At 28.3% G+C, this 17,555-nt stretch carries 19 protein-coding genes; 14 read left to right on the plus strand and 5 right to left on the minus strand.

Annotation, left to right across the window (positions count from 1 at the left end; genetic code table 11):
* Positions 1-92: 92 nt before the first annotated feature.
* The gene (locus BP769_RS04245; RefSeq protein WP_413824096.1) at positions 93-1,616 is read left to right on the plus strand and encodes a hypothetical protein; all 1,524 of its coding nucleotides are present in this window, start codon (positions 93-95) and stop codon (positions 1,614-1,616) included.
* A gap of 36 nt (positions 1,617-1,652) precedes the next feature.
* Here BP769_RS04245 and BP769_RS04250 read toward each other — a convergent pair whose 3' ends face one another.
* The 3 genes from BP769_RS04250 to BP769_RS04260 all read right to left on the minus strand — a co-directional run bounded on the left by BP769_RS04250 (position 1,653) and on the right by BP769_RS04260 (position 2,911).
* Positions 1,653-2,033, minus strand: a complete 381-nt coding sequence (locus BP769_RS04250; RefSeq protein WP_413824099.1) for a hypothetical protein — start codon at positions 2,031-2,033, stop codon at positions 1,653-1,655.
* A 23-nt stretch (positions 2,034-2,056) separates the two neighbouring features.
* Entirely contained in the window at positions 2,057-2,464 is a 408-nt protein-coding gene (locus tag BP769_RS04255) for a hypothetical protein (RefSeq protein ID WP_413824102.1), read from the minus strand.
* A gap of 66 nt (positions 2,465-2,530) precedes the next feature.
* On the minus strand, positions 2,531-2,911 hold the full coding sequence (locus tag BP769_RS04260; RefSeq protein ID WP_413824104.1) for a hypothetical protein: 381 nt from the start codon (positions 2,909-2,911) through the stop codon (positions 2,531-2,533).
* 437 nt (positions 2,912-3,348) lie between these two features.
* Here BP769_RS04260 and BP769_RS04265 point away from each other — a divergent pair, with 437 nt between their 5' ends.
* From BP769_RS04265 to BP769_RS04300, 8 genes are all read left to right on the plus strand, one after another.
* Complete coding sequence (locus BP769_RS04265) at positions 3,349-3,900, plus strand: helix-turn-helix domain-containing protein (protein ID WP_409197637.1); 552 nt, start codon at positions 3,349-3,351, stop codon at positions 3,898-3,900.
* A gap of 52 nt (positions 3,901-3,952) precedes the next feature.
* On the plus strand, positions 3,953-5,626 hold the full coding sequence (locus BP769_RS04270) for an AMP-binding protein (protein WP_413824211.1): 1,674 nt from the start codon (positions 3,953-3,955) through the stop codon (positions 5,624-5,626).
* A gap of 52 nt (positions 5,627-5,678) precedes the next feature.
* Entirely contained in the window at positions 5,679-5,930 is a 252-nt protein-coding gene (locus BP769_RS04275) for a 4Fe-4S dicluster domain-containing protein (protein WP_413824214.1), read from the plus strand.
* Between the two features lie 3 nt (positions 5,931-5,933).
* Positions 5,934-7,100, plus strand: coding sequence for a 3-methyl-2-oxobutanoate dehydrogenase subunit VorB (locus BP769_RS04280; RefSeq protein ID WP_413824216.1), 1,167 nt, complete (start codon positions 5,934-5,936; stop codon positions 7,098-7,100).
* Between the two features lie 33 nt (positions 7,101-7,133).
* A complete protein-coding gene (locus BP769_RS04285; RefSeq protein WP_413824218.1) occupies positions 7,134-8,630 on the plus strand; it encodes a 2-oxoacid:acceptor oxidoreductase family protein in 1,497 nt (498 codons plus the stop codon).
* 87 nt (positions 8,631-8,717) lie between these two features.
* Positions 8,718-10,025 (plus strand): Glu-tRNA(Gln) amidotransferase subunit GatD, encoded by a 1,308-nt coding sequence (gatD, locus tag BP769_RS04290; protein WP_413824221.1) that lies wholly within the window; start codon positions 8,718-8,720, stop codon positions 10,023-10,025.
* 28 nt (positions 10,026-10,053) lie between these two features.
* Positions 10,054-11,925, plus strand: coding sequence for a Glu-tRNA(Gln) amidotransferase subunit GatE (gene gatE, locus BP769_RS04295; RefSeq protein ID WP_413824224.1), 1,872 nt, complete (start codon positions 10,054-10,056; stop codon positions 11,923-11,925).
* Positions 11,926-11,954: 29 nt separating this feature from the next.
* The gene (locus BP769_RS04300) at positions 11,955-12,863 is read left to right on the plus strand and encodes an NAD(P)/FAD-dependent oxidoreductase (protein WP_413824227.1); all 909 of its coding nucleotides are present in this window, start codon (positions 11,955-11,957) and stop codon (positions 12,861-12,863) included.
* Positions 12,864-12,890: 27 nt separating this feature from the next.
* On the opposite strand, the gene BP769_RS04305 is transcribed toward BP769_RS04300, so the two are convergent.
* Positions 12,891-13,034 (minus strand): hypothetical protein, encoded by a 144-nt coding sequence (locus BP769_RS04305; RefSeq protein ID WP_409197645.1) that lies wholly within the window; start codon positions 13,032-13,034, stop codon positions 12,891-12,893.
* A 99-nt stretch (positions 13,035-13,133) separates the two neighbouring features.
* Here BP769_RS04305 and BP769_RS04310 point away from each other — a divergent pair, with 99 nt between their 5' ends.
* The gene (locus BP769_RS04310) at positions 13,134-13,700 is read left to right on the plus strand and encodes a GMP synthase subunit A (protein ID WP_413824230.1); all 567 of its coding nucleotides are present in this window, start codon (positions 13,134-13,136) and stop codon (positions 13,698-13,700) included.
* Between the two features lie 102 nt (positions 13,701-13,802).
* Here BP769_RS04310 and BP769_RS04315 read toward each other — a convergent pair whose 3' ends face one another.
* Entirely contained in the window at positions 13,803-14,087 is a 285-nt protein-coding gene (locus tag BP769_RS04315) for a DNA-binding protein (RefSeq protein ID WP_409197647.1), read from the minus strand.
* A 294-nt stretch (positions 14,088-14,381) separates the two neighbouring features.
* On the opposite strand from BP769_RS04315, the gene BP769_RS04320 reads away from it, so the two are divergent.
* Genes BP769_RS04320 through BP769_RS04335 form a run of 4 tightly spaced genes read left to right on the plus strand, consistent with a single transcriptional unit; the run spans position 14,382 to position 17,537 of the window.
* The gene (locus BP769_RS04320; RefSeq protein ID WP_413824232.1) at positions 14,382-14,642 is read left to right on the plus strand and encodes a hypothetical protein; all 261 of its coding nucleotides are present in this window, start codon (positions 14,382-14,384) and stop codon (positions 14,640-14,642) included.
* A gap of 18 nt (positions 14,643-14,660) precedes the next feature.
* A complete protein-coding gene (gene guaA / locus BP769_RS04325; protein ID WP_413827600.1) occupies positions 14,661-15,587 on the plus strand; it encodes a glutamine-hydrolyzing GMP synthase in 927 nt (308 codons plus the stop codon).
* A gap of 15 nt (positions 15,588-15,602) precedes the next feature.
* Positions 15,603-16,316, plus strand: coding sequence for a hypothetical protein (locus tag BP769_RS04330; protein ID WP_413824236.1), 714 nt, complete (start codon positions 15,603-15,605; stop codon positions 16,314-16,316).
* Between the two features lie 33 nt (positions 16,317-16,349).
* Entirely contained in the window at positions 16,350-17,537 is a 1,188-nt protein-coding gene (locus tag BP769_RS04335; protein WP_409197651.1) for a hypothetical protein, read from the plus strand.
* Positions 17,538-17,555: the final 18 nt, after the last annotated feature.

The raw sequence follows: 17,555 nt of genomic DNA on the forward strand, positions 1-17,555 counted from the left end.
TCTTAATAAATTCGATGTATACATAATTTTATATCGATTAAAATTTTATATAATAATTATTATAACTCCCAAAAAAAAGGAAGTGAAAAAAAATGAACTATAAAAAAAAGATTTTACTATTTAACTTATTCTTACTATTTTTAATAATTACCATACCAAGTGTAATAGCAGATGAAAACATAAGCACTGAACCTTCCGAAATCGTTGGTAACTCACAGAATAATATTACTTTTTATAATGAAATTCAAAATAATGTAATTTCATCAAATGATTCAATTCAAAGTAGTATAGATTCCTCCAGTGAAGGATCCACTATTATTTTAGAACCTGGAACTTATAATCAAAGTGGAATTTTAGTAAATAAAAGTTTAACATTTGTAGGTAATGGAAAATCTAATTTAATAATCTTAAATGGTAATAATGATAATTCTTCTATTTTCACTATTACCGGCGGTGTTAATGTTAATTTTATTAATATGACATTTATTAATGGTAATAGTTCTGATGGTGGAGCCATTTCTAGTTTTGATAGCCCAATTACAATATCAAATTGTATCTTTGAAAACAATCATGCAAGTACTAATGGTGGAGCAGTTAGTCTTAAAAATTCTTCCCTACAAATAAGTGATTCAGAATTTTATAACAACCAAGCGGGATATGATGGTGGAGCTGTAGCTACTAGTAGTTCAATTAATTGTAAAATTAGTAATACTGTTTTTAATAATAATTCTGCACTTGGATGGGGTGGAACTATTTATTCCTGGTATACAAAAATGAATTTAAATAATATTAGTATTAATAATAGTTCTGCGGAAATTGGTGGTGCTATTTTTAATAGTGGAAACATAATTGTTACTAATAGTGTTTTTACTAATAATAAGGCTTCTTCTGAAGGTGGATGTTTTTATAATTATGCTAACAGTTTAATAGTTAATAATTGTATTATTTTAAATAATTCAGGTATTCTTGGAAGTGATATCTATTTATATAGAACTAATTCTTTAAGTAATTTTAATAATAATTGGTGGGGTGTAAATAATCCATTAAATAGTACAGCTTATCCTATTAATTGGACTGGGAGATTTGTTCTTGATTATGATAAAACTATTAGTTATCCTGCTACTTGGTTAAATTTAAAAACTAGTTTGATTGAAAATAACAGTACTGGAATTTTAACCATCTTTTTAGAATCAAATAATGGTATAAAAATTAATAACATGCCTCTTAATGTAACTGTAAGTGTAGATGGTGTAAATTATTATAATAACTTAATTAATGGTACTGTAACTTATAATTTAAGCAAAACAAATATTAATCAAACCATAATTACAACTTGTGATTATCAAGTATTAGTTAATACTTTAAATGATTTAAACAATAATAATAACAGTAGTAATACAACCAATACTTCAAATAATACCAATACAATAAATAATAATTCAAATAATAAAAATAGTAGTCACAATACATCTACTTTTACTAATTCTGCAAATAAATTTGATACAAACAATTCAAATAAAAATAGTAATGAAGTAAACATGAAAGTAACTGGAAATGAATTCGGATTACTACTTCTTACATTATTAAGTTTAATAGTATGTAAATTTAAAAAATAGTTAAAAATGAAAAAATGTTGAAAAAATTTAATAAATTTAATCTGCTAATTTATTACGAAATTTTGAACTTTTTTTCATATTTTTATATTCTTCTTTTTTAGGACATTTAAATTCTTCAACTAATAAAACTAAGTAATCATAATTTTCTGGTAAAACATTACTTTTACCTTGGATTAATCCACGATAATTAACACCAATATAACCAGTATCACCAATATCCATTTTTAATCTTTCAATAGTACTGAAATTATCGAAAAATCTTTCCATTTCAACAGTATCATATAAAGGTGCCCTATAATGAATAGCCATAGTTTTATCTTGTCTAGATTTAATTCCTACAAATTTCTGTTTAATTTTAAGTATTTCACCAGATTTCTTTTTAAAAGTTATATAGTCACTTATATCCGAATTTACCATTTTAAACCTCAGAAAACTTATATTTAATCAATATGATGGAAAGGGCAAGTTCCACAAGTTGGATCATAATAAGAATCTTTAGGCACATTTTTAACAGGATCTAAAAGTAAAGACATGGAAAATATTACATCCCTATCAGGACTAGGTTCACGCACTACTGGTGATAAACCTCTAAAGTTAACAGGGACAAAGCCAGTATTACTTATATTATAAGCTAAATTTCCAACATCCCCTACATCATCAAAGAAATCAATAATTTCCTTTAAAAATTTAGGTAATGTATGGAAGTTCATACTTAATAAATGATCTTGTCTTTGTTTTATTCCAACATACTTAATGTTTACAGCTAAACTTTCACCATTTTCTTTTTGAAAAGTGATATAATCTTCTAAATTCACATCTTCATCTTTTATTTTGTTTTCTTCATCCATTTTTTTTATCCTCCCTTAAAAATTTATATTGTATTTTTTTATAAAAAAATATAAATATTATTGTGATTAGTTTTCAAAGTGTAAACCACAACCAGTACATTCATGACATAAATCTATTTCTTCTGGAGTTTTCACAGATTCTTGAACAGTTAAAGCCATAAATGAATATTTATTCCCTATTTCATTTTTTTCAAGAACTGGAGATATTCCTCTAAAGTAAATAGGTATGTCTCCTGTACTGCATATATCCATTTTGAAAGGTTCTATCATATCAAAACTTTGGAAAAATTTTTGTATAACTTCCATATCTTCTTTAGGTACTCTGAAATTTATACTCATAAATGCATCTTCTCTAGACTTTATACCTACATATTTTTGATTTACTTCTAATACTTCTCCAGACTGTTTTTTAAATATTAAATTTTCACCAAGATCAGATTCTGACATATTAATTTTTCTCCGATTTTTATTCTTTTAATAATATTTTATAAAAATGATTTACTATTATTATTTCTTTTTTTTATTCTTTTAGAAATTAACTTTAATTTGTATTAATTTAAAATTTATGGTTTCTTATTATATAATAATATATAACATTTTTTTCTAATTATAAAAAAAATAATTTGTCATTAATTATCATGAAAATTAATAAAGTATATATTAATAAAAGACTGATATTATTATATGTTAAAATATTTAACTAATACTTTTTTAATATTTTAACTCGAAAAAAAATCTTATTTAATTAAAATTATTAATTTTTTATTACTAATTTTTTTAAAAACTAGAATCTGAAAAATAAAAAATTAGATAACATTATATTTAACTTAAAAATAAATTTTACAAAATTAATTAAAAAAAAATAATATGGTAGGTAGAAAAATATGAATGAATTCGCAAAAGAAATTGGACTTCGTATTAATGACTTAAGAGAATTGTCTGAAATTTCAACAAAAGACTTCGCTGAACAATTAAAAATTGATGAAGATACTTATATTTTATATGAAAAAGGAGAAAAAGATATTCCAGCAAGTTTACTTAATGAAATTGCAAATATTTTCGATGTAGACCTATCCTTATTACTTACTGGTGAAGAAACCAGAATGAACATTTTTGATGTTACTAAAAAAGGAAAAGGAACTAGTGTTGATAGAAGTAAAGAATATGAATATGAAAACCTTTGTAAAAGATTTGCAAATAAAAAATCTGAATTTTTTATAGTAACAGTAGATCCTAAAGAGGATAAAACACCTTCATTAAATAATCATCCAGGACAAGAATTTAATTATATTCTTGAAGGAAGCTTAAAACTATTCATACACAATAATGAAATTGAATTAAACCCTGGAGATTCAGTAATATTTGACAGTACCCATAAACATGCAATGGTTGCTTTAAATAATAAACCAGCAAAATTTTTAGCTGTTTTAATGTAAAAAATGTGAGATTTAACTAATAATAAATATTATTTTTTAGAGGAATAATAAAATGACATCACTATTAAAAAAATTTCTTAAAAGAGTAGATTTCGACTCTTACGAAGACTTTGAAGAAAACTTCGAATTAAAAATCCCAAAAAACTTTAACTTTGGATTTGATGTTGTAGATGAATATGCACGAATAGATCCAAATAAATTAGCACTTGTTTGGTGTGATGATAATGAAGAAAAAACATTCACATTTGAACAAATTAGTAAATTAAGTAACCAAGCAGCAAACTTCTATAAAAAATTAGGAATTAAAAAAGGAGATACTGTAATGTTAACCCTTAAAAACCGTTATGAATGGTGGATTAACATGGTAGCATTACATAAATTAGGAGCTATAGCTGTACCTGCAACTCATATGTTAAAACTTCACGATATTGATTATCGTATCAGTAAAGCAGAAATAAAAATGGTTGTAACAGTAGAAGAAGATTATTTAATCAGAGATTATAATAAAACTCATGAAAAGTATGATTTCGAACGAGTAATAGTAGGAAATAAAGAAATTCCTGGTTGGTATAATTTCAACAGCGAAATCATGAAAATGAGTGATGAATTCGAAAAACCAACAGGAAAAGATATTGTTACTAATGATGATACAATGTTAATTTACTTCACTAGTGGAACTAGTGGAGAACCAAAAATGGTAGCACACACTCCTATCTATGCTTTAGCTCATATTGTAACTGCAAAATATTGGCAAGATGTTGTTGAAGAAGGACTTCATCATACTGCAGCAGATACTGGTTGGGGTAAAGCTGTATGGGGAAACCTTTATGGTCAATGGATAGCTGGAACAGCTATATTTATTTATGACTATGTTAGATTTAATGGATTAAGTTTAATAAAAAAGGTTTTAGATCATCATGTAACAACTTTTTGTGGACCTCCAACTATTTACAGATTCTTAATTAAAGAAGACTTAAGTAAATATGATTTTAGTGATATAACACATGTTACAACAGCTGGTGAACCTTTACCTCCTGAAGTTTTCAAAGTATTTAAAAAACAAACTGGATTAAGTATTAAAGAAGGTTTTGGGCAAACTGAAACCACTTTAGGACTTGGTACATTTATATGGTTAGAACCTAAACTTGGTTCTGTTGGTAAACCAAGCCCATTATATAATCTTGATATACTTGGTAATGATGGTCAAGTTGTAGATATTGGAAGTCGTGGAGAATTAACTTTTTGTATTGATCAAGGTCGCCCTGCAGGATTATTTAAAGAATACTTTAAGAACCCTGAACAAATGAAAAAGAAAAATTTTGATGGTCATTATCATAGTGGAGATACTGTATGGGTTGATGAAGACGGATACTATCACTTTGAAGGCCGTAATGATGATATAATTAAAAGTAGTGGGTATCGTATTGGACCATATGAAGTTGAAAGTGCTGTAATATCCCATCCTAGTGTTCTTGAATGTGCAATTACTGGTGTTCCTCATGAAGTTAGAGGACAAGTAGTTAAAGCAACTATTGTTTTAACTCGAGGATATACTCCAAGTGATGAATTAGCTAAAGAAATTCAAAATCATGTTAAAAAGGTAACTGCACCGTATAAATATCCTAGAGTAATTGAATTTGTTGATGAATTACCAAAAACCATTAGTGGAAAAATCAAAAGAAACACTATACGTGGAGAAGACATAAATAAATCAGATAAAGAATAATTATTACAATAAAATAATGGAAATAAATAAAATATTTTAAGATTTGATAAAAATGAATGAAAATAAACCAAAAGCATATCCTATTATTAATAAAAATAATTGTAAAGCATGTGGGAGATGTATACTTTACTGTAAAAAGAATTGTTTAGTTTTAAGTAAAGGTATTAATAATAAAGGATATCAATATGCAGAATATACTGGAGAAGGTTGTATAGGTTGTGGAGATTGTTATTATACTTGTCCAGAACCTTTAGCAATTGAAGTACGTATTCCAGTGCAAAAAAGAAATTATAAAGGTGAATAAAATATGAGTAGTCAAATGGTTAAAGGAAACACTGCAGTTATAGTTGGAGCATTATATGCTGGTTGTGATTGTTATTTTGGTTATCCAATTACCCCTGCAAGTGAAGTACTCCATGAAGCAAGTAAATATTTCCCAAAAGTTGGACGTACTTTTATACAAGCTGAAAGTGAAGAAGCAAGTATCAATATGATTTATGGAGGAGCATCTGCAGGACATAGAGTTATGACTGCATCTTCCGGACCTGGAGTAAGTCTTATGCAAGAAGGATTCACTTATCTTGCTGGAGCAGAATTACCAGCTGTGATTGTTGATGTTATGCGGGCAGGACCAGGATTAGGTAATATTGGACCTGAACAAGGAGATTATAATCAAGTTGTTAAAGGTGGAGGTCATGGGAATTATAAAAACATTGTTTTAGCACCAAATAGTGTTCAAGAAATGTGTGATTTAACAATGAAAGCATTTGAATTAGCAGATAAATACCGGAACCCCGTAGTTGTTCTTGCAGATGCAGTATTAGGACAAATGGCAGAACCATTACAATTCCCAGAAAGAGCTTATCATAAAAAACCTGATAATTCTTGGGCTGTGAGAGGAAACAAAGAAACAAAAGATAATCTTGTTACAAGTATTTTCTTAGACTTCGACCAATTAGAAGATTTTAATTATTACATACAAGATAAGTATGCAGACATTGAAAAAAATGAAGTTCAATATGAAGGATACAAATTAGATGATGCAAAAATAGTACTTGTTTCATATGGAACAAGTAGTCGTGTAGCAAGAACAGCTGTAGATATTGCAAGAAAAAAGGGTGTTAAAGTTGGATTATTACGTTTAATAACATTATTCCCTTTCCCTAAAGATAAAATTGCTGAACTTTCCGAAAAAGGATGCGACTTCATTAGTGTTGAAATGAGTAATGGTCAATTACGAGAAGATGTTAAAAGTGCAGCATATTGTAAAGATGTGAGTCTTGTGAATCGTATGGGTGGAAATCTTATAGAATTACAAGATATTTTAAATAGAATTTATGTTAACGCAGGTATTGATGAAGAATATAAATTACATTCTAAAGAAAGAAAATATTATATCGATTACACTCACGATGAAACATACAAAGATGAATTAGATAACGATGACATTCTAAGACATAGGGTAATAGATTAAAAAAAAAATAATTTAATGGAGTGTGTAAAAAGAATGAAAACTCAAGAGGAATATGAAGATATACCAGGTTACCCAGATTACCAAATGAAAGTTATAAAAAAACCTAAAAGTCTTAACGATGAATTCACACATAAAGGAAGCGACATAACAAACACTCATTATTGTGCAGGATGTGGACATGGAATACTTCATAAATTAATAGGTGAAGTAATGGATGAACTTGAAATTCAAGATCGCAGTGTGATGATTTCACCTGTAGGATGTGCAGTATTCGCTTATTATTATTTTAATTGTGGAAATGTGCAAACAGCACATGGACGAGCTCCAGAAGTAGGAACTGGAATAAGTCGTGCTGAAGAAAATAGTATTGTTATGAGTTATCAAGGTGATGGTGACCTAGCTAGTATTGGTTTAAATGAAACAATCCAAGCTGCAAATCGTGGAGAAAAAATTTCAGTATTTTTCGTAAACAATACTGTTTACGGAATGACTGGTGGACAAATGGCACCAACAACACTTATTGGTGAAAAAACTAAAACCTGTCAAGAAGGAAGAGATGCAAATTATACAGGTTATCCTATGCATATGTGCGAATTATTAGATAATTTAAAAGCACCTGTATTTATAGAAAGAGTATCACTTGCAACTCCATCTTTAATTAGAAAAGCAAAAATAGCTATACGTAAAGCATTACTTATTCAAAAAGAAGGAAAAGGATATGCCTTCGTAGAAGTATTATCACCTTGCCCTACTAATTTACGTCGTGATGCACAAGGAACAGAAGATTTCCTTATAAATGAAATGGCTAAAGAATTCCCAGTAAAAAGATTCCGGGATAATTATCATGATGTTGAACCTATTGAACGTAGAACTCCAGATTACAGTATTAAAAAATTAGATGAAGTTTTTGAAATTGATCGTTCTAATATGATAACATTAAAAGACGATGAAAACTTTGAAGATGTAACTATTAAATGTGCTGGTTTCGGTGGTCAAGGTGTTTTAAGTACTGGTTTGACTTTAGCTCAAGCTGCATGTGCTGAAGGTAATCATGTTAGTTGGTATCCAAGTTATGGTCCTGAACAAAGAGGAGGAACTAGTAATTGTAGTGTAACTATCAGTCCTCATACTATTGGAACACCTGTTGTTGAGGCTTGTGATTATCTTATTGCCTTAAATAAATCTGCTTTAATGAAATTTGCAGTTGATGTTAAAGATGATGGATATATTTTATATGATTCTCGTGCAGGGAATTATACTCATGAAGATTTGAATGCTAAAGAAAGTGTTCATTTAATTAGAATTCCTGCAAGAGAAATAGCTACTAAAATTGGTAATCCTAAAGCTATGAATACTGCTATTCTTGGAGCCATTATGGAAATTGGTGGTGAAGGAGAATTAATAGCACCTGAAGCTTATGAGAAAGGTATTGAAGAAAGTTTTGCTTCTAAACCTAAATTAATTGACATTAATGTTAAAGTTTTACATGCTGGTGCTAAATGGATGAGAGAAAATCCCAGTAGCAAATAAATAAAAGGAGAATATATTACTTTTATTTCTATTTTTTTATATTTTTTTATAATAATTTTTTTTATATTTTAATTGAGGTATTTTTTTATGACTTATAAAGAATTAAGTGAAAAATTCATTGATGATGCAGGTATTTCTATTGGAGATACTGTTTTTATTGAAAAAGATGATGTTTCATATGAAGGTATTATTTTAGATAGATCTAATGATGCTCTTGATGAATTTATTGTTATTAAATTAGATAGTGGATATAATATTGGAATTAATATTAAGGATGCGAAAATTAAACTAGTTGAAAAAGGGGAAAAACCTAAGATTGGATACGATGATGTTAAAATTGAACATGACCCTGAGAAGATGGATATTAGTATTATATCTACTGGTGGTACTGTTAGTAGTATAATTGATTATAAAACTGGTGCTGTTCATCCTGCTTTTACTGCAGGAGATTTACTTCGTGCAAACCCTGAATTATTAGATATTGCTAATTATGATGTGAAAGCTTTATATAATATTCTTAGTGAAAATATGCGTCCTGAGTATTGGGTGGAAGCTGCTGAATCTATTGCTGATGATATTAATAATGGTTGTGATGGTGTAGTTGTAGCTCATGGTACTGACACTATGCATTATACTAGTGCTGCTCTTAGTTTTATGATGGAAACTCCTGTTCCTATTGTAGTTACTGGTGCTCAAAGAAGTAGTGATCGTCCTAGTACTGATGCTTTTATTAATTTATTTAATAGTGTAGGTGCTGCAAAATCTGATATTGCTGAAGTCACTGTTTGTATGCATGATAGTTTAAATGATAATACTTGCAGTTTACATAAAGGTACAAAAGTTCGTAAGATGCATACTAGTCGTAGGGATACATTTAGAAGTATTGATTGTGAACCAATTGCAGAATTACAACATGGAAATATTATAAGTACTAATTTACCTTACACTAAACGTAACGAAAAGGAATTAAAACTTAACACTAATTTAGAACCTAAAACTGCACTTATTAAAAGTTTTCCTGGTATAACTAATGAATTAATTGATTATCATATTGATAAAGGTTTCAAAGGTTTACTTATTGAAGGTACTGGTTTAGGTCATGTTCCTGAAAATTTAATCCCATCTCTTAATCGTGCTTATGATGAAAACATTGCAATTGTTATGACTAGTCAATGTCTTTATGGTAGAGTTAATATGAATGTTTACAGTACTGGTCGTGAACTTATTAATGCTCACGTTATAAGTGGACAGGATATGACTCCTGAAACTGCTTATGTTAAATTATCATGGGCCCTTGGTCAGAGCGAGAATTTAAATGATGTTGAAAATATTATGACTACTAATATTGCAGGTGAATTAAGTCATAGTAGTTCTGTTAAATATTTTTTAAACTAAAAAAAAATAATGATTTAGGTGATTATTTATGAGTAGAGATTGGAAAAAATTAGGTCTTAAAATGGGATTAGAAGTTCATCAACAATTAGATACTGAAAGTAAACTTTTTTGCCCATGCCCAACAGAATTACGTGATGATAATTATGATGCAGAAATTAAAAGAATATTAAGACCAACTCAAAGTGAATTAGGACAAATTGATAGAGCAGCATATCAAGAATCAATGCAAAAACAAAGATTCAATTATGAATCATATAACACTCATACTTGTCTTGTGGAAACTGATGATGAACCTCCACATGATTTAAATAAAGAAGCATTAGATATTTCATTAACTATAGCTTCACTTTTAAACATGAAAGTTGTAGATGAATTTCATACTATGAGAAAACAAGTAATTGATGGAAGTAATACTAGTGGATTTCAAAGAACAGGATTACTTGCAACTGATGGATATCTTGACACTCCTTATGGTGAAGTTAAAATAGAAACTTTAGGTTTAGAAGAAGATGCTGCTAGAAGAGTTGACAGTGAAGGACCATATACTGAATTCCGTCTTGATAGGTTAGGAATTCCACTTGCAGAAATTACAACAGATCCTAGTGTTCATAATCCTGATGCAATGCAACATGTAGCTTATATGATCGGACAAGTTCTAAGAAGTACTAAAGTTAAAAGAGGACTTGGAACAATCAGACAGGATGTAAATATTAGTATTGCTGAAGGTGCACGTGTAGAAATTAAAGGTGTTCAAGACTTAGAATTAATGCCTGAAATAGTTGAACGAGAAGTAACACGCCAATTAAAGTTAATTGAAATACGTAATCAGTTAAAAGAAAGAAATGCTAAGGTAATTGATGAAATTTATGACATTGATGAAGTATTTAAGGATACTGGAAGTAAGATTTTAAAGAGTGCTAAAAGTATTAAAGCAATTATTCTTAAAGGATTTGATGGTCTTATTGGATTAGAAGTTCAACCAGGTAGAAGATTTGGAACTGAATTATCAGGTTATGCTAAAAAACGTGGTGTTCATGGATTATTCCATACTGATGAATTACCTGCTTATGGTATAAGTCAAGAAGAAGTGGATAAACTTAAAAGATACTTAAAAGTTGAACCTGAAGATGCGATTATTATTGTTGCCGAAAAACCTGAAGTAGCAACTAGTGCTCTAAAAGAAGTTATACGTAGAAGTAAAATGGCATTTGATGGTGTTGTTGAAGAAACACGTAAATGTTTAGAAGATGGAAACACTGAATATATGAGACCTCTTGCAACAGCTAATCGGATGTATTTAGAAACTGATATTCCATTATTCCAAATTAGTAAAGAACACATAAATAAAATTGCTAATAACTTACCTGAATTACCAGATGAGAAAAAGGTTAGAATCATTAAAGAATATAGTTTAAGTGAAGATTTAGCTAATCAATTAGTACGTACTCAAGAAGCTGATATGTTTGAAGAAATCTTAAAACAAGTGAAAGTTGAAAGTACTCCTGTAGCTAGTGTTCTTGCATATGATTTAAAAGAGTTACGTAGGGATAATCATAATATTAACAATATTACTTTTGATAAACTCGTTGACATGTTTAAATTATTAAAAGATAATAAAATTAGTAAAGATGCATTAAATAAACTTTTAATTAGTATTAGTGATAATCCAAGTAAAAATGTTGAAAAATTAGCTGAAGAGAATAACTTAACTTTATTAAGTGAAGATGATGTTCAAAAAATTATAGAAAATATTGTATCTGAAAATGAAACTATGATTAGTGAACGTCAAATGGGTGCTATGGGTCCTTTAATGGGTATGAGTATGAAACAGTTAAAGGGTAAAGCTGATGGAAGTATTGTGAATAAAATTGTCCGAGAAGAAATACAAAAAAGATTATAAAATTATATTATTAAGGAGATTTTGTTAGTATGGAAGAATATGAAATTATCATTATTGGAGCAGGTCCTGCTGGTTTAAGTGCTGGGATTTATGCTGGAAGACAGAATAGTAAAACTTTACTAATAGATAAAGGTTTAACTGGTGGATTAGGATTAGAGGTTCCTGCTATGGAAAATTATCCTGGTTATGAGCATATAAATGGTATGAAACTTATTGAACATACAAAGAATCAATGTGAACAATATTGTCAAATTAATGAAATGGAAAATATTGAAAGTATTAGTAAAGAAGAAGATGGAAGTTTCATTATTAATACTGATAAAGATTCTTACCATACACAAAATATTATTTTAGCTACTGGAAGTAAACATCGCCAATTAAATGTTCCAGGTGAAGAGGAATTTAAAGGTAGAGGTGTTTCTTATTGTGCTACTTGTGATGGAATGTTTTTTAAAAATCGTAAAGTTCTTGTTATAGGTGGAGGTAATAGTGCAGCTCAAGAGAGTATATTTTTAACTAATCTTGGATGTGATGTTCAGATAGTGCATCGGCGGGATGAATTAAGAGCTGAAAAATATTTAACAGATGTTTTAGATAAAAAAGGAATTAATGTAATCTGGAATGCAGTTGTTAAAGAAATTAAAGGCAGTCAAACTGTAGAAAGTGTGATTCTTGAAAAAACTGATGGTAGTATAATTGATGTTGAAACTGATGCATTATTTGTTGCTATTGGAGATCTTCCTCAAAATGAGTTAGCTATTAGTTTAGGTGTTAAATTAGATGATGCTGGTTATATTATAACAGATAAACAACAAAAAACTAATGTGGATCATATTTATGCTGCTGGTGATATTACTGGTGGTATTAAACAATGGGTTGTTGCTTGTGGTGAAGGTGCAGTTGCTAGTAGTATTGCCTTTAATGAAAGAGATTTATAAAAAAAAGGGTTTGGATGGGAGTTTTAGTTAATACTCATCTGTGAAGTATACATAGATAAAATATGCTATTAATAATATAACTATTATTGGTAGTAACCACATGAATACTTTAAATATTATTACTGCAATTAAGATTGCAATTATTATTAATATTAATTGTTCTAATTCCATAAGCTAATTTAACATATTTATAGTATATAAATTTAATTAAGTATAAAAATTATAAATAATTATTATATTAAAAAATTTTTTTTTTTACAGGTTATTTAAATGAAACAAATTATTATTATTAACAATAAAGGCCAATATAATCATAGAATTCAAAGAAGTTTATCTTATCTCGATATTCCTTCAGAATTAGTTCCAAATTCATTAAGTATTGATGAAATTTTAGAAAAAGAACCAATGGGTTTAATTATTGGGGGCGGTCCTTCTGCAGAAGGTGCTGGTAATACTGTAGAGTATATTAAGAATATTGATGTTCCTATATTAGGTATTTGTTTAGGTCATCAATTAATAGCTAAGGCTTTTAATGGTGAAGTTACTAGTAGTGAAACTGAAAGTTATGCTCAAGTTACTATTGATATTCTTAATGATGATGATCTTTTTAAAGGTTTAGCTCCAAATATGGATGTTTGGAGTAGTCATAAAGATGAAATTGTGAAATTACCTGAAGATTTTAAAATTATAGCTAATAGTGATTTGTGTGATATTGAAGCTATTAAACATGAAAATAAAGATATTTATGGTATTCAGTTCCATCCAGAAGTTCACACTACACCATTAGGTGATGAAATTTTTATGAATTTTTATAAAATTTGTAAGGATAAATTATAAAATCGATTTATTTTTATATTTTATCCATATTAACTATTTTTTTTTAATTTATTTTTTTTAAGGTAATGAGAAAATTTTAAAAAGAACTTAATTTATTTTTTTTTAGTCTTTGTATCCACAGCAGTTTTTCTTGTCGTGGGGGGTATTAGGGTTTGCATGGTCTGGTGCTGGTTTTCCACAGGTTAATGGTCCTTGTCCTCGTGCAGATCCACAGCATCCTCCTCTCATTTTATTATGATTTAAGATTGCTTCTACATCTAAGTCTTTTACTTCTTCTATTAATTGAATTTCTTCACTGTGACATTTTGGGCAAACTTTATGTTCTCCGTTTAGGGTTATCCAAGTAAATCCGCAATTTTTACATGTGTATTTTAAATTTTTTTCCATTTTAATGAATCTCCAAATTTTTTTTTATAGTAGATTTTGATTTTTTATTTTTTTTTACTACTAAGTATTATGAATATATATTCATAACCCTTTATAAAGATATTGGAAAAAATAATCTTAATAAAAAAAAATTACAAGCAAAAAAAGATAATCAAAAAAACTAATACTACTCCTAAAAAATAAAATTAATAAAATATAATTTAATTTTAAATCTTAGAAAACTATAATTAAAATAAATAATATAAATAAAAACCATATTTATAGATTTATAAAAAAAATTTTAGGAGATAAAAAATGATAGATAATTCTGAAGATTTAAAAAATAAAGCATTAGACAATAAAGTTGGAATCCGTAAAGAATACGTTAATATCATAGTTGGAGATGAAGAACAAAGTTTCAAAATCGCAGGTATCGGACAAAAAGCTGTAAAACTTGAAAAATACATTAAATATGATGATATCATGGAAGCTGTTGAAAGTGGACATGAAGACGGATTAGAAGCAATAATTAAAAAAATCATTGAAGATTATGAACCACCAGCTGAAGAAGAATAAAAAATTCAGGTTAAAATCATGTTTAAACCAGAAAAATTTATCCCAAATGCAATAAAACAAGTAAAAGATGAAATAGGTGATGAAAAAGCTATAATTGCATTATCTGGTGGAGTAGATAGTAGTGTTTGCTCAGTACTTGTTAAAGAAGCAATTGGGGATAATTTAACAGCTGTTTTTGTAGATCATGGATTATTACGTGAAGGTGAAGCAAAACAAGTTTGTAATATTTTTGAAGACCGATTAAACTTCAAATATGTTGATGCCTCAGAAGAATACCTTAAAGAATTAGAAGGTGTAAATGATCCTGAAGAAAAACGTAAAATTATTGGAAGAGTTTTTATAGAAATATTTGAACGAGAAGCTAAAAAGATTGATGCAAAATTTTTAGTACAAGGCACAATTGCACCTGACTGGATTGAATCAGAAGGTAAAATTAAATCCCATCATAACTTAGCATTACCTAGTGGAATGGTTTTAAAAGTTGTTGAACCAATCCGAGAATTATATAAAGATGAAGTTCGATTAATAGGTGATGAACTAGGTTTACCTGAAGAATTAGTTCAAAGACAACCCTTCCCAGGTCCAGGTCTCGCAGTTAGAGTCATCGGACCCTTAACTAAAGAAAATTTAAGAATTTGTAGAAAAGCTGACGCTATTGTTCGTGAAGAAATTAAAGCTTCAGGTGTAGATAAAGATTTATGGCAATACTTTGCAGTTTTAACAGATACTAAAGTTACAGGTGTGAAAGGAGATCAAAGAGATTTCGGTTATTTAGTAGTTTTAAGATTAATTAGCAGTATTGATGCTATGACTGCATATGTTCCAGAATTACCATGGAGTGTTATACGGAAAATTAGTCAAAGAATCACATCAGAAGTGCCTGAAGTCACACATGTTGCTTTAAGTATTAGTGATAAACCTCCAAGCACTATTGAATTTGAATAAAAATTTAATTAGAATATGTCAAATGAAGAAACAAAAAAATGTGAATATTGTGGGAGAGAAATACCCATAAAAGCCCAAAAATGTAGATACTGTTATAATTGGGTTAGTGATGAAGCTATATCAAGAAACCATATTCCAAATAGTTACAACACTAAAGAAAACATCCATCCCATAAATCACATTAATAATGAAAATTTTATGTATAAAAATAGGGAAAATTTCTTAAATTCTAATAAACAAGAGTTTAAGGAAAAAGGTCATATTACGTACAATCATGCTTTTCCTATTAGACGTTTATTCCTTTTAATGATTACTACATTTGGATTATATTCTATTTATTGGTTTTATAATAATAGTAAAATCTTAAAAGAAAATTATGGTAAAAATATTAGTGTAGGTGTACGTACCTTTATTTTTACTTTTATTCCTATTGGTAATTGGATAGTATTTTACTATTTACTTAATGATTGGGAAGATTTAATAGAATCTAGAGGAATTGAATCATTTTCTTCACCTGCTAATTTGTTAATTTATATTTGTATACCCTTTTTAGGTTTATGGAGTATTATTAACATTCAAGAATCTATGAATGATTTTTGGAGAATAGAAGATTTAAATCTTAGAACAAAAAGAAGTTTTACAAACACTGAAATAATTGTTATGATAATTTTTAGTATAATTTGGATTTTACTAATCTTTTTTATCTTAACACTAATAGTATTCATTTAAAAAAAAAAATTTATTTTATTTAATTTGATTTTTATGTCAAAAACAACAAAAAATGCTTACCTTGAAAAGTTAACTAAAGATCTTCAGATGAAATCTGTTAAGGTAGGTAAAGATCTTGAAGGTAGTACTCCTCCTAGTGTTTTTATTGGTAGATGGAGTTATCCTAAAGTATATGCTGGACCAATGATGGTTAATGAAAAAGGAGATACTAGTATTGTGGATTCTCCAGAATCATGGTTACCTGAACATAAAACTCAAGATGAAATTATCAATTACCGTCTTAATTTAGTAAGAGGTAAGCAATTAATCAGTATTAAGGATTTAGATAATCCTTTTGTTGAGAAGTTGCAGGATATTTCTTTAGCTAGTAAATCTATTGATAGTGAAGCTACTTTTGGTAAAATTCCTCATGGTAGTGTTTTAAGTGAGGATAGTACCCCTCATGGTCCTAGTGCTGTGATTGAAAAGTTTGATATTGATGCTGTTAAATGGGATCATCAATTAGAGAAATCTTATTATGATACTGATTTAAAAGCTGCTGAAGCTGTTATGGGTTTGCATGATAAAGATGTTCCGTTTAGTAATATGCAAAAAGCTTTTAGTGTTGGTGCTTTTGGTATTGGTAAAAGTCGTAAGTTAGTTCCTACTCGTTGGAGTATTACTGCTTGTGATACTACTTTAGCAGATGGTTTACTTAAATCTGTTAGGAATTATCCTATTATTGATTCTTATCGTGTTTATGAATATTATAGTTTAAAGAATAAGTATATTATTATTTTATTACCTGTTGAATGGCAGTATGAATGGACTGAAGCTTTTATTAAAATTCTTGGTCAAGAGGAAATGATTTTTAGTGATTATGAATTAAATGGTGGTAAAAAGGAATATTCTTCTGTTGGTGGTTGTTATTATACTGCTAAATATGCTGTACTTGATGAATTAGCTCGTGAAAAGAAACAAGCTGGTTTAATTATTTTACGTGAAGCTTATAATGGTTATGTTCCTTTAGGTGTTTTTAATGTTAGAGAAAATATTAAATTTGCTATGCAAGAACCTTATAAAGAGTTTGAAGATTTAAAATCTTGCCTACATTATGCTAGTACTCAACTTAAAATTCCTATTAGTAAGTATGTTAAGGTTAGTACTTTATTAAATGAGTTACTTCATTCTCATCAAACTACTTTGGATAATTTTTTTAAGAAAAGTCCAAAATATCAATGAAAATAATTATTAAATGGA

Source organism: Methanobrevibacter sp. UBA417 (assembly GCF_002508845.1).
Classification (GTDB): Archaea; Methanobacteriota; Methanobacteria; order Methanobacteriales; family Methanobacteriaceae; genus Methanobrevibacter_A; species Methanobrevibacter_A acididurans.

What these genes read in the sequence shown, in the direction of transcription:
- BP769_RS04245 (WP_413824096.1), top strand. Translation starts at nt 93, where the DNA reads ATGAACTATAAAAAAAAGATTTTACTATTTAACTTATTCTTACTATTT.
- BP769_RS04250 (WP_413824099.1), bottom strand. Translation starts at nt 2,033, where the DNA reads ATGGTAAATTCGGATATAAGTGACTATATAACTTTTAAAAAGAAATCT.
- BP769_RS04255 (WP_413824102.1), bottom strand. Translation starts at nt 2,464, where the DNA reads ATGGATGAAGAAAACAAAATAAAAGATGAAGATGTGAATTTAGAAGAT.
- BP769_RS04260 (WP_413824104.1), bottom strand. Translation starts at nt 2,911, where the DNA reads ATGTCAGAATCTGATCTTGGTGAAAATTTAATATTTAAAAAACAGTCT.
- BP769_RS04265 (WP_409197637.1), top strand. Translation starts at nt 3,349, where the DNA reads ATGAATGAATTCGCAAAAGAAATTGGACTTCGTATTAATGACTTAAGA.
- BP769_RS04270 (WP_413824211.1), top strand. Translation starts at nt 3,953, where the DNA reads ATGACATCACTATTAAAAAAATTTCTTAAAAGAGTAGATTTCGACTCT.
- BP769_RS04275 (WP_413824214.1), top strand. Translation starts at nt 5,679, where the DNA reads ATGAATGAAAATAAACCAAAAGCATATCCTATTATTAATAAAAATAAT.
- BP769_RS04280 (WP_413824216.1), top strand. Translation starts at nt 5,934, where the DNA reads ATGAGTAGTCAAATGGTTAAAGGAAACACTGCAGTTATAGTTGGAGCA.
- BP769_RS04285 (WP_413824218.1), top strand. Translation starts at nt 7,134, where the DNA reads ATGAAAACTCAAGAGGAATATGAAGATATACCAGGTTACCCAGATTAC.
- gatD (WP_413824221.1), top strand. Translation starts at nt 8,718, where the DNA reads ATGACTTATAAAGAATTAAGTGAAAAATTCATTGATGATGCAGGTATT.
- gatE (WP_413824224.1), top strand. Translation starts at nt 10,054, where the DNA reads ATGAGTAGAGATTGGAAAAAATTAGGTCTTAAAATGGGATTAGAAGTT.
- BP769_RS04300 (WP_413824227.1), top strand. Translation starts at nt 11,955, where the DNA reads ATGGAAGAATATGAAATTATCATTATTGGAGCAGGTCCTGCTGGTTTA.
- BP769_RS04305 (WP_409197645.1), bottom strand. Translation starts at nt 13,034, where the DNA reads ATGGAATTAGAACAATTAATATTAATAATAATTGCAATCTTAATTGCA.
- BP769_RS04310 (WP_413824230.1), top strand. Translation starts at nt 13,134, where the DNA reads ATGAAACAAATTATTATTATTAACAATAAAGGCCAATATAATCATAGA.
- BP769_RS04315 (WP_409197647.1), bottom strand. Translation starts at nt 14,087, where the DNA reads ATGGAAAAAAATTTAAAATACACATGTAAAAATTGCGGATTTACTTGG.
- BP769_RS04320 (WP_413824232.1), top strand. Translation starts at nt 14,382, where the DNA reads ATGATAGATAATTCTGAAGATTTAAAAAATAAAGCATTAGACAATAAA.
- guaA (WP_413827600.1), top strand. Translation starts at nt 14,661, where the DNA reads ATGTTTAAACCAGAAAAATTTATCCCAAATGCAATAAAACAAGTAAAA.
- BP769_RS04330 (WP_413824236.1), top strand. Translation starts at nt 15,603, where the DNA reads ATGTCAAATGAAGAAACAAAAAAATGTGAATATTGTGGGAGAGAAATA.
- BP769_RS04335 (WP_409197651.1), top strand. Translation starts at nt 16,350, where the DNA reads ATGTCAAAAACAACAAAAAATGCTTACCTTGAAAAGTTAACTAAAGAT.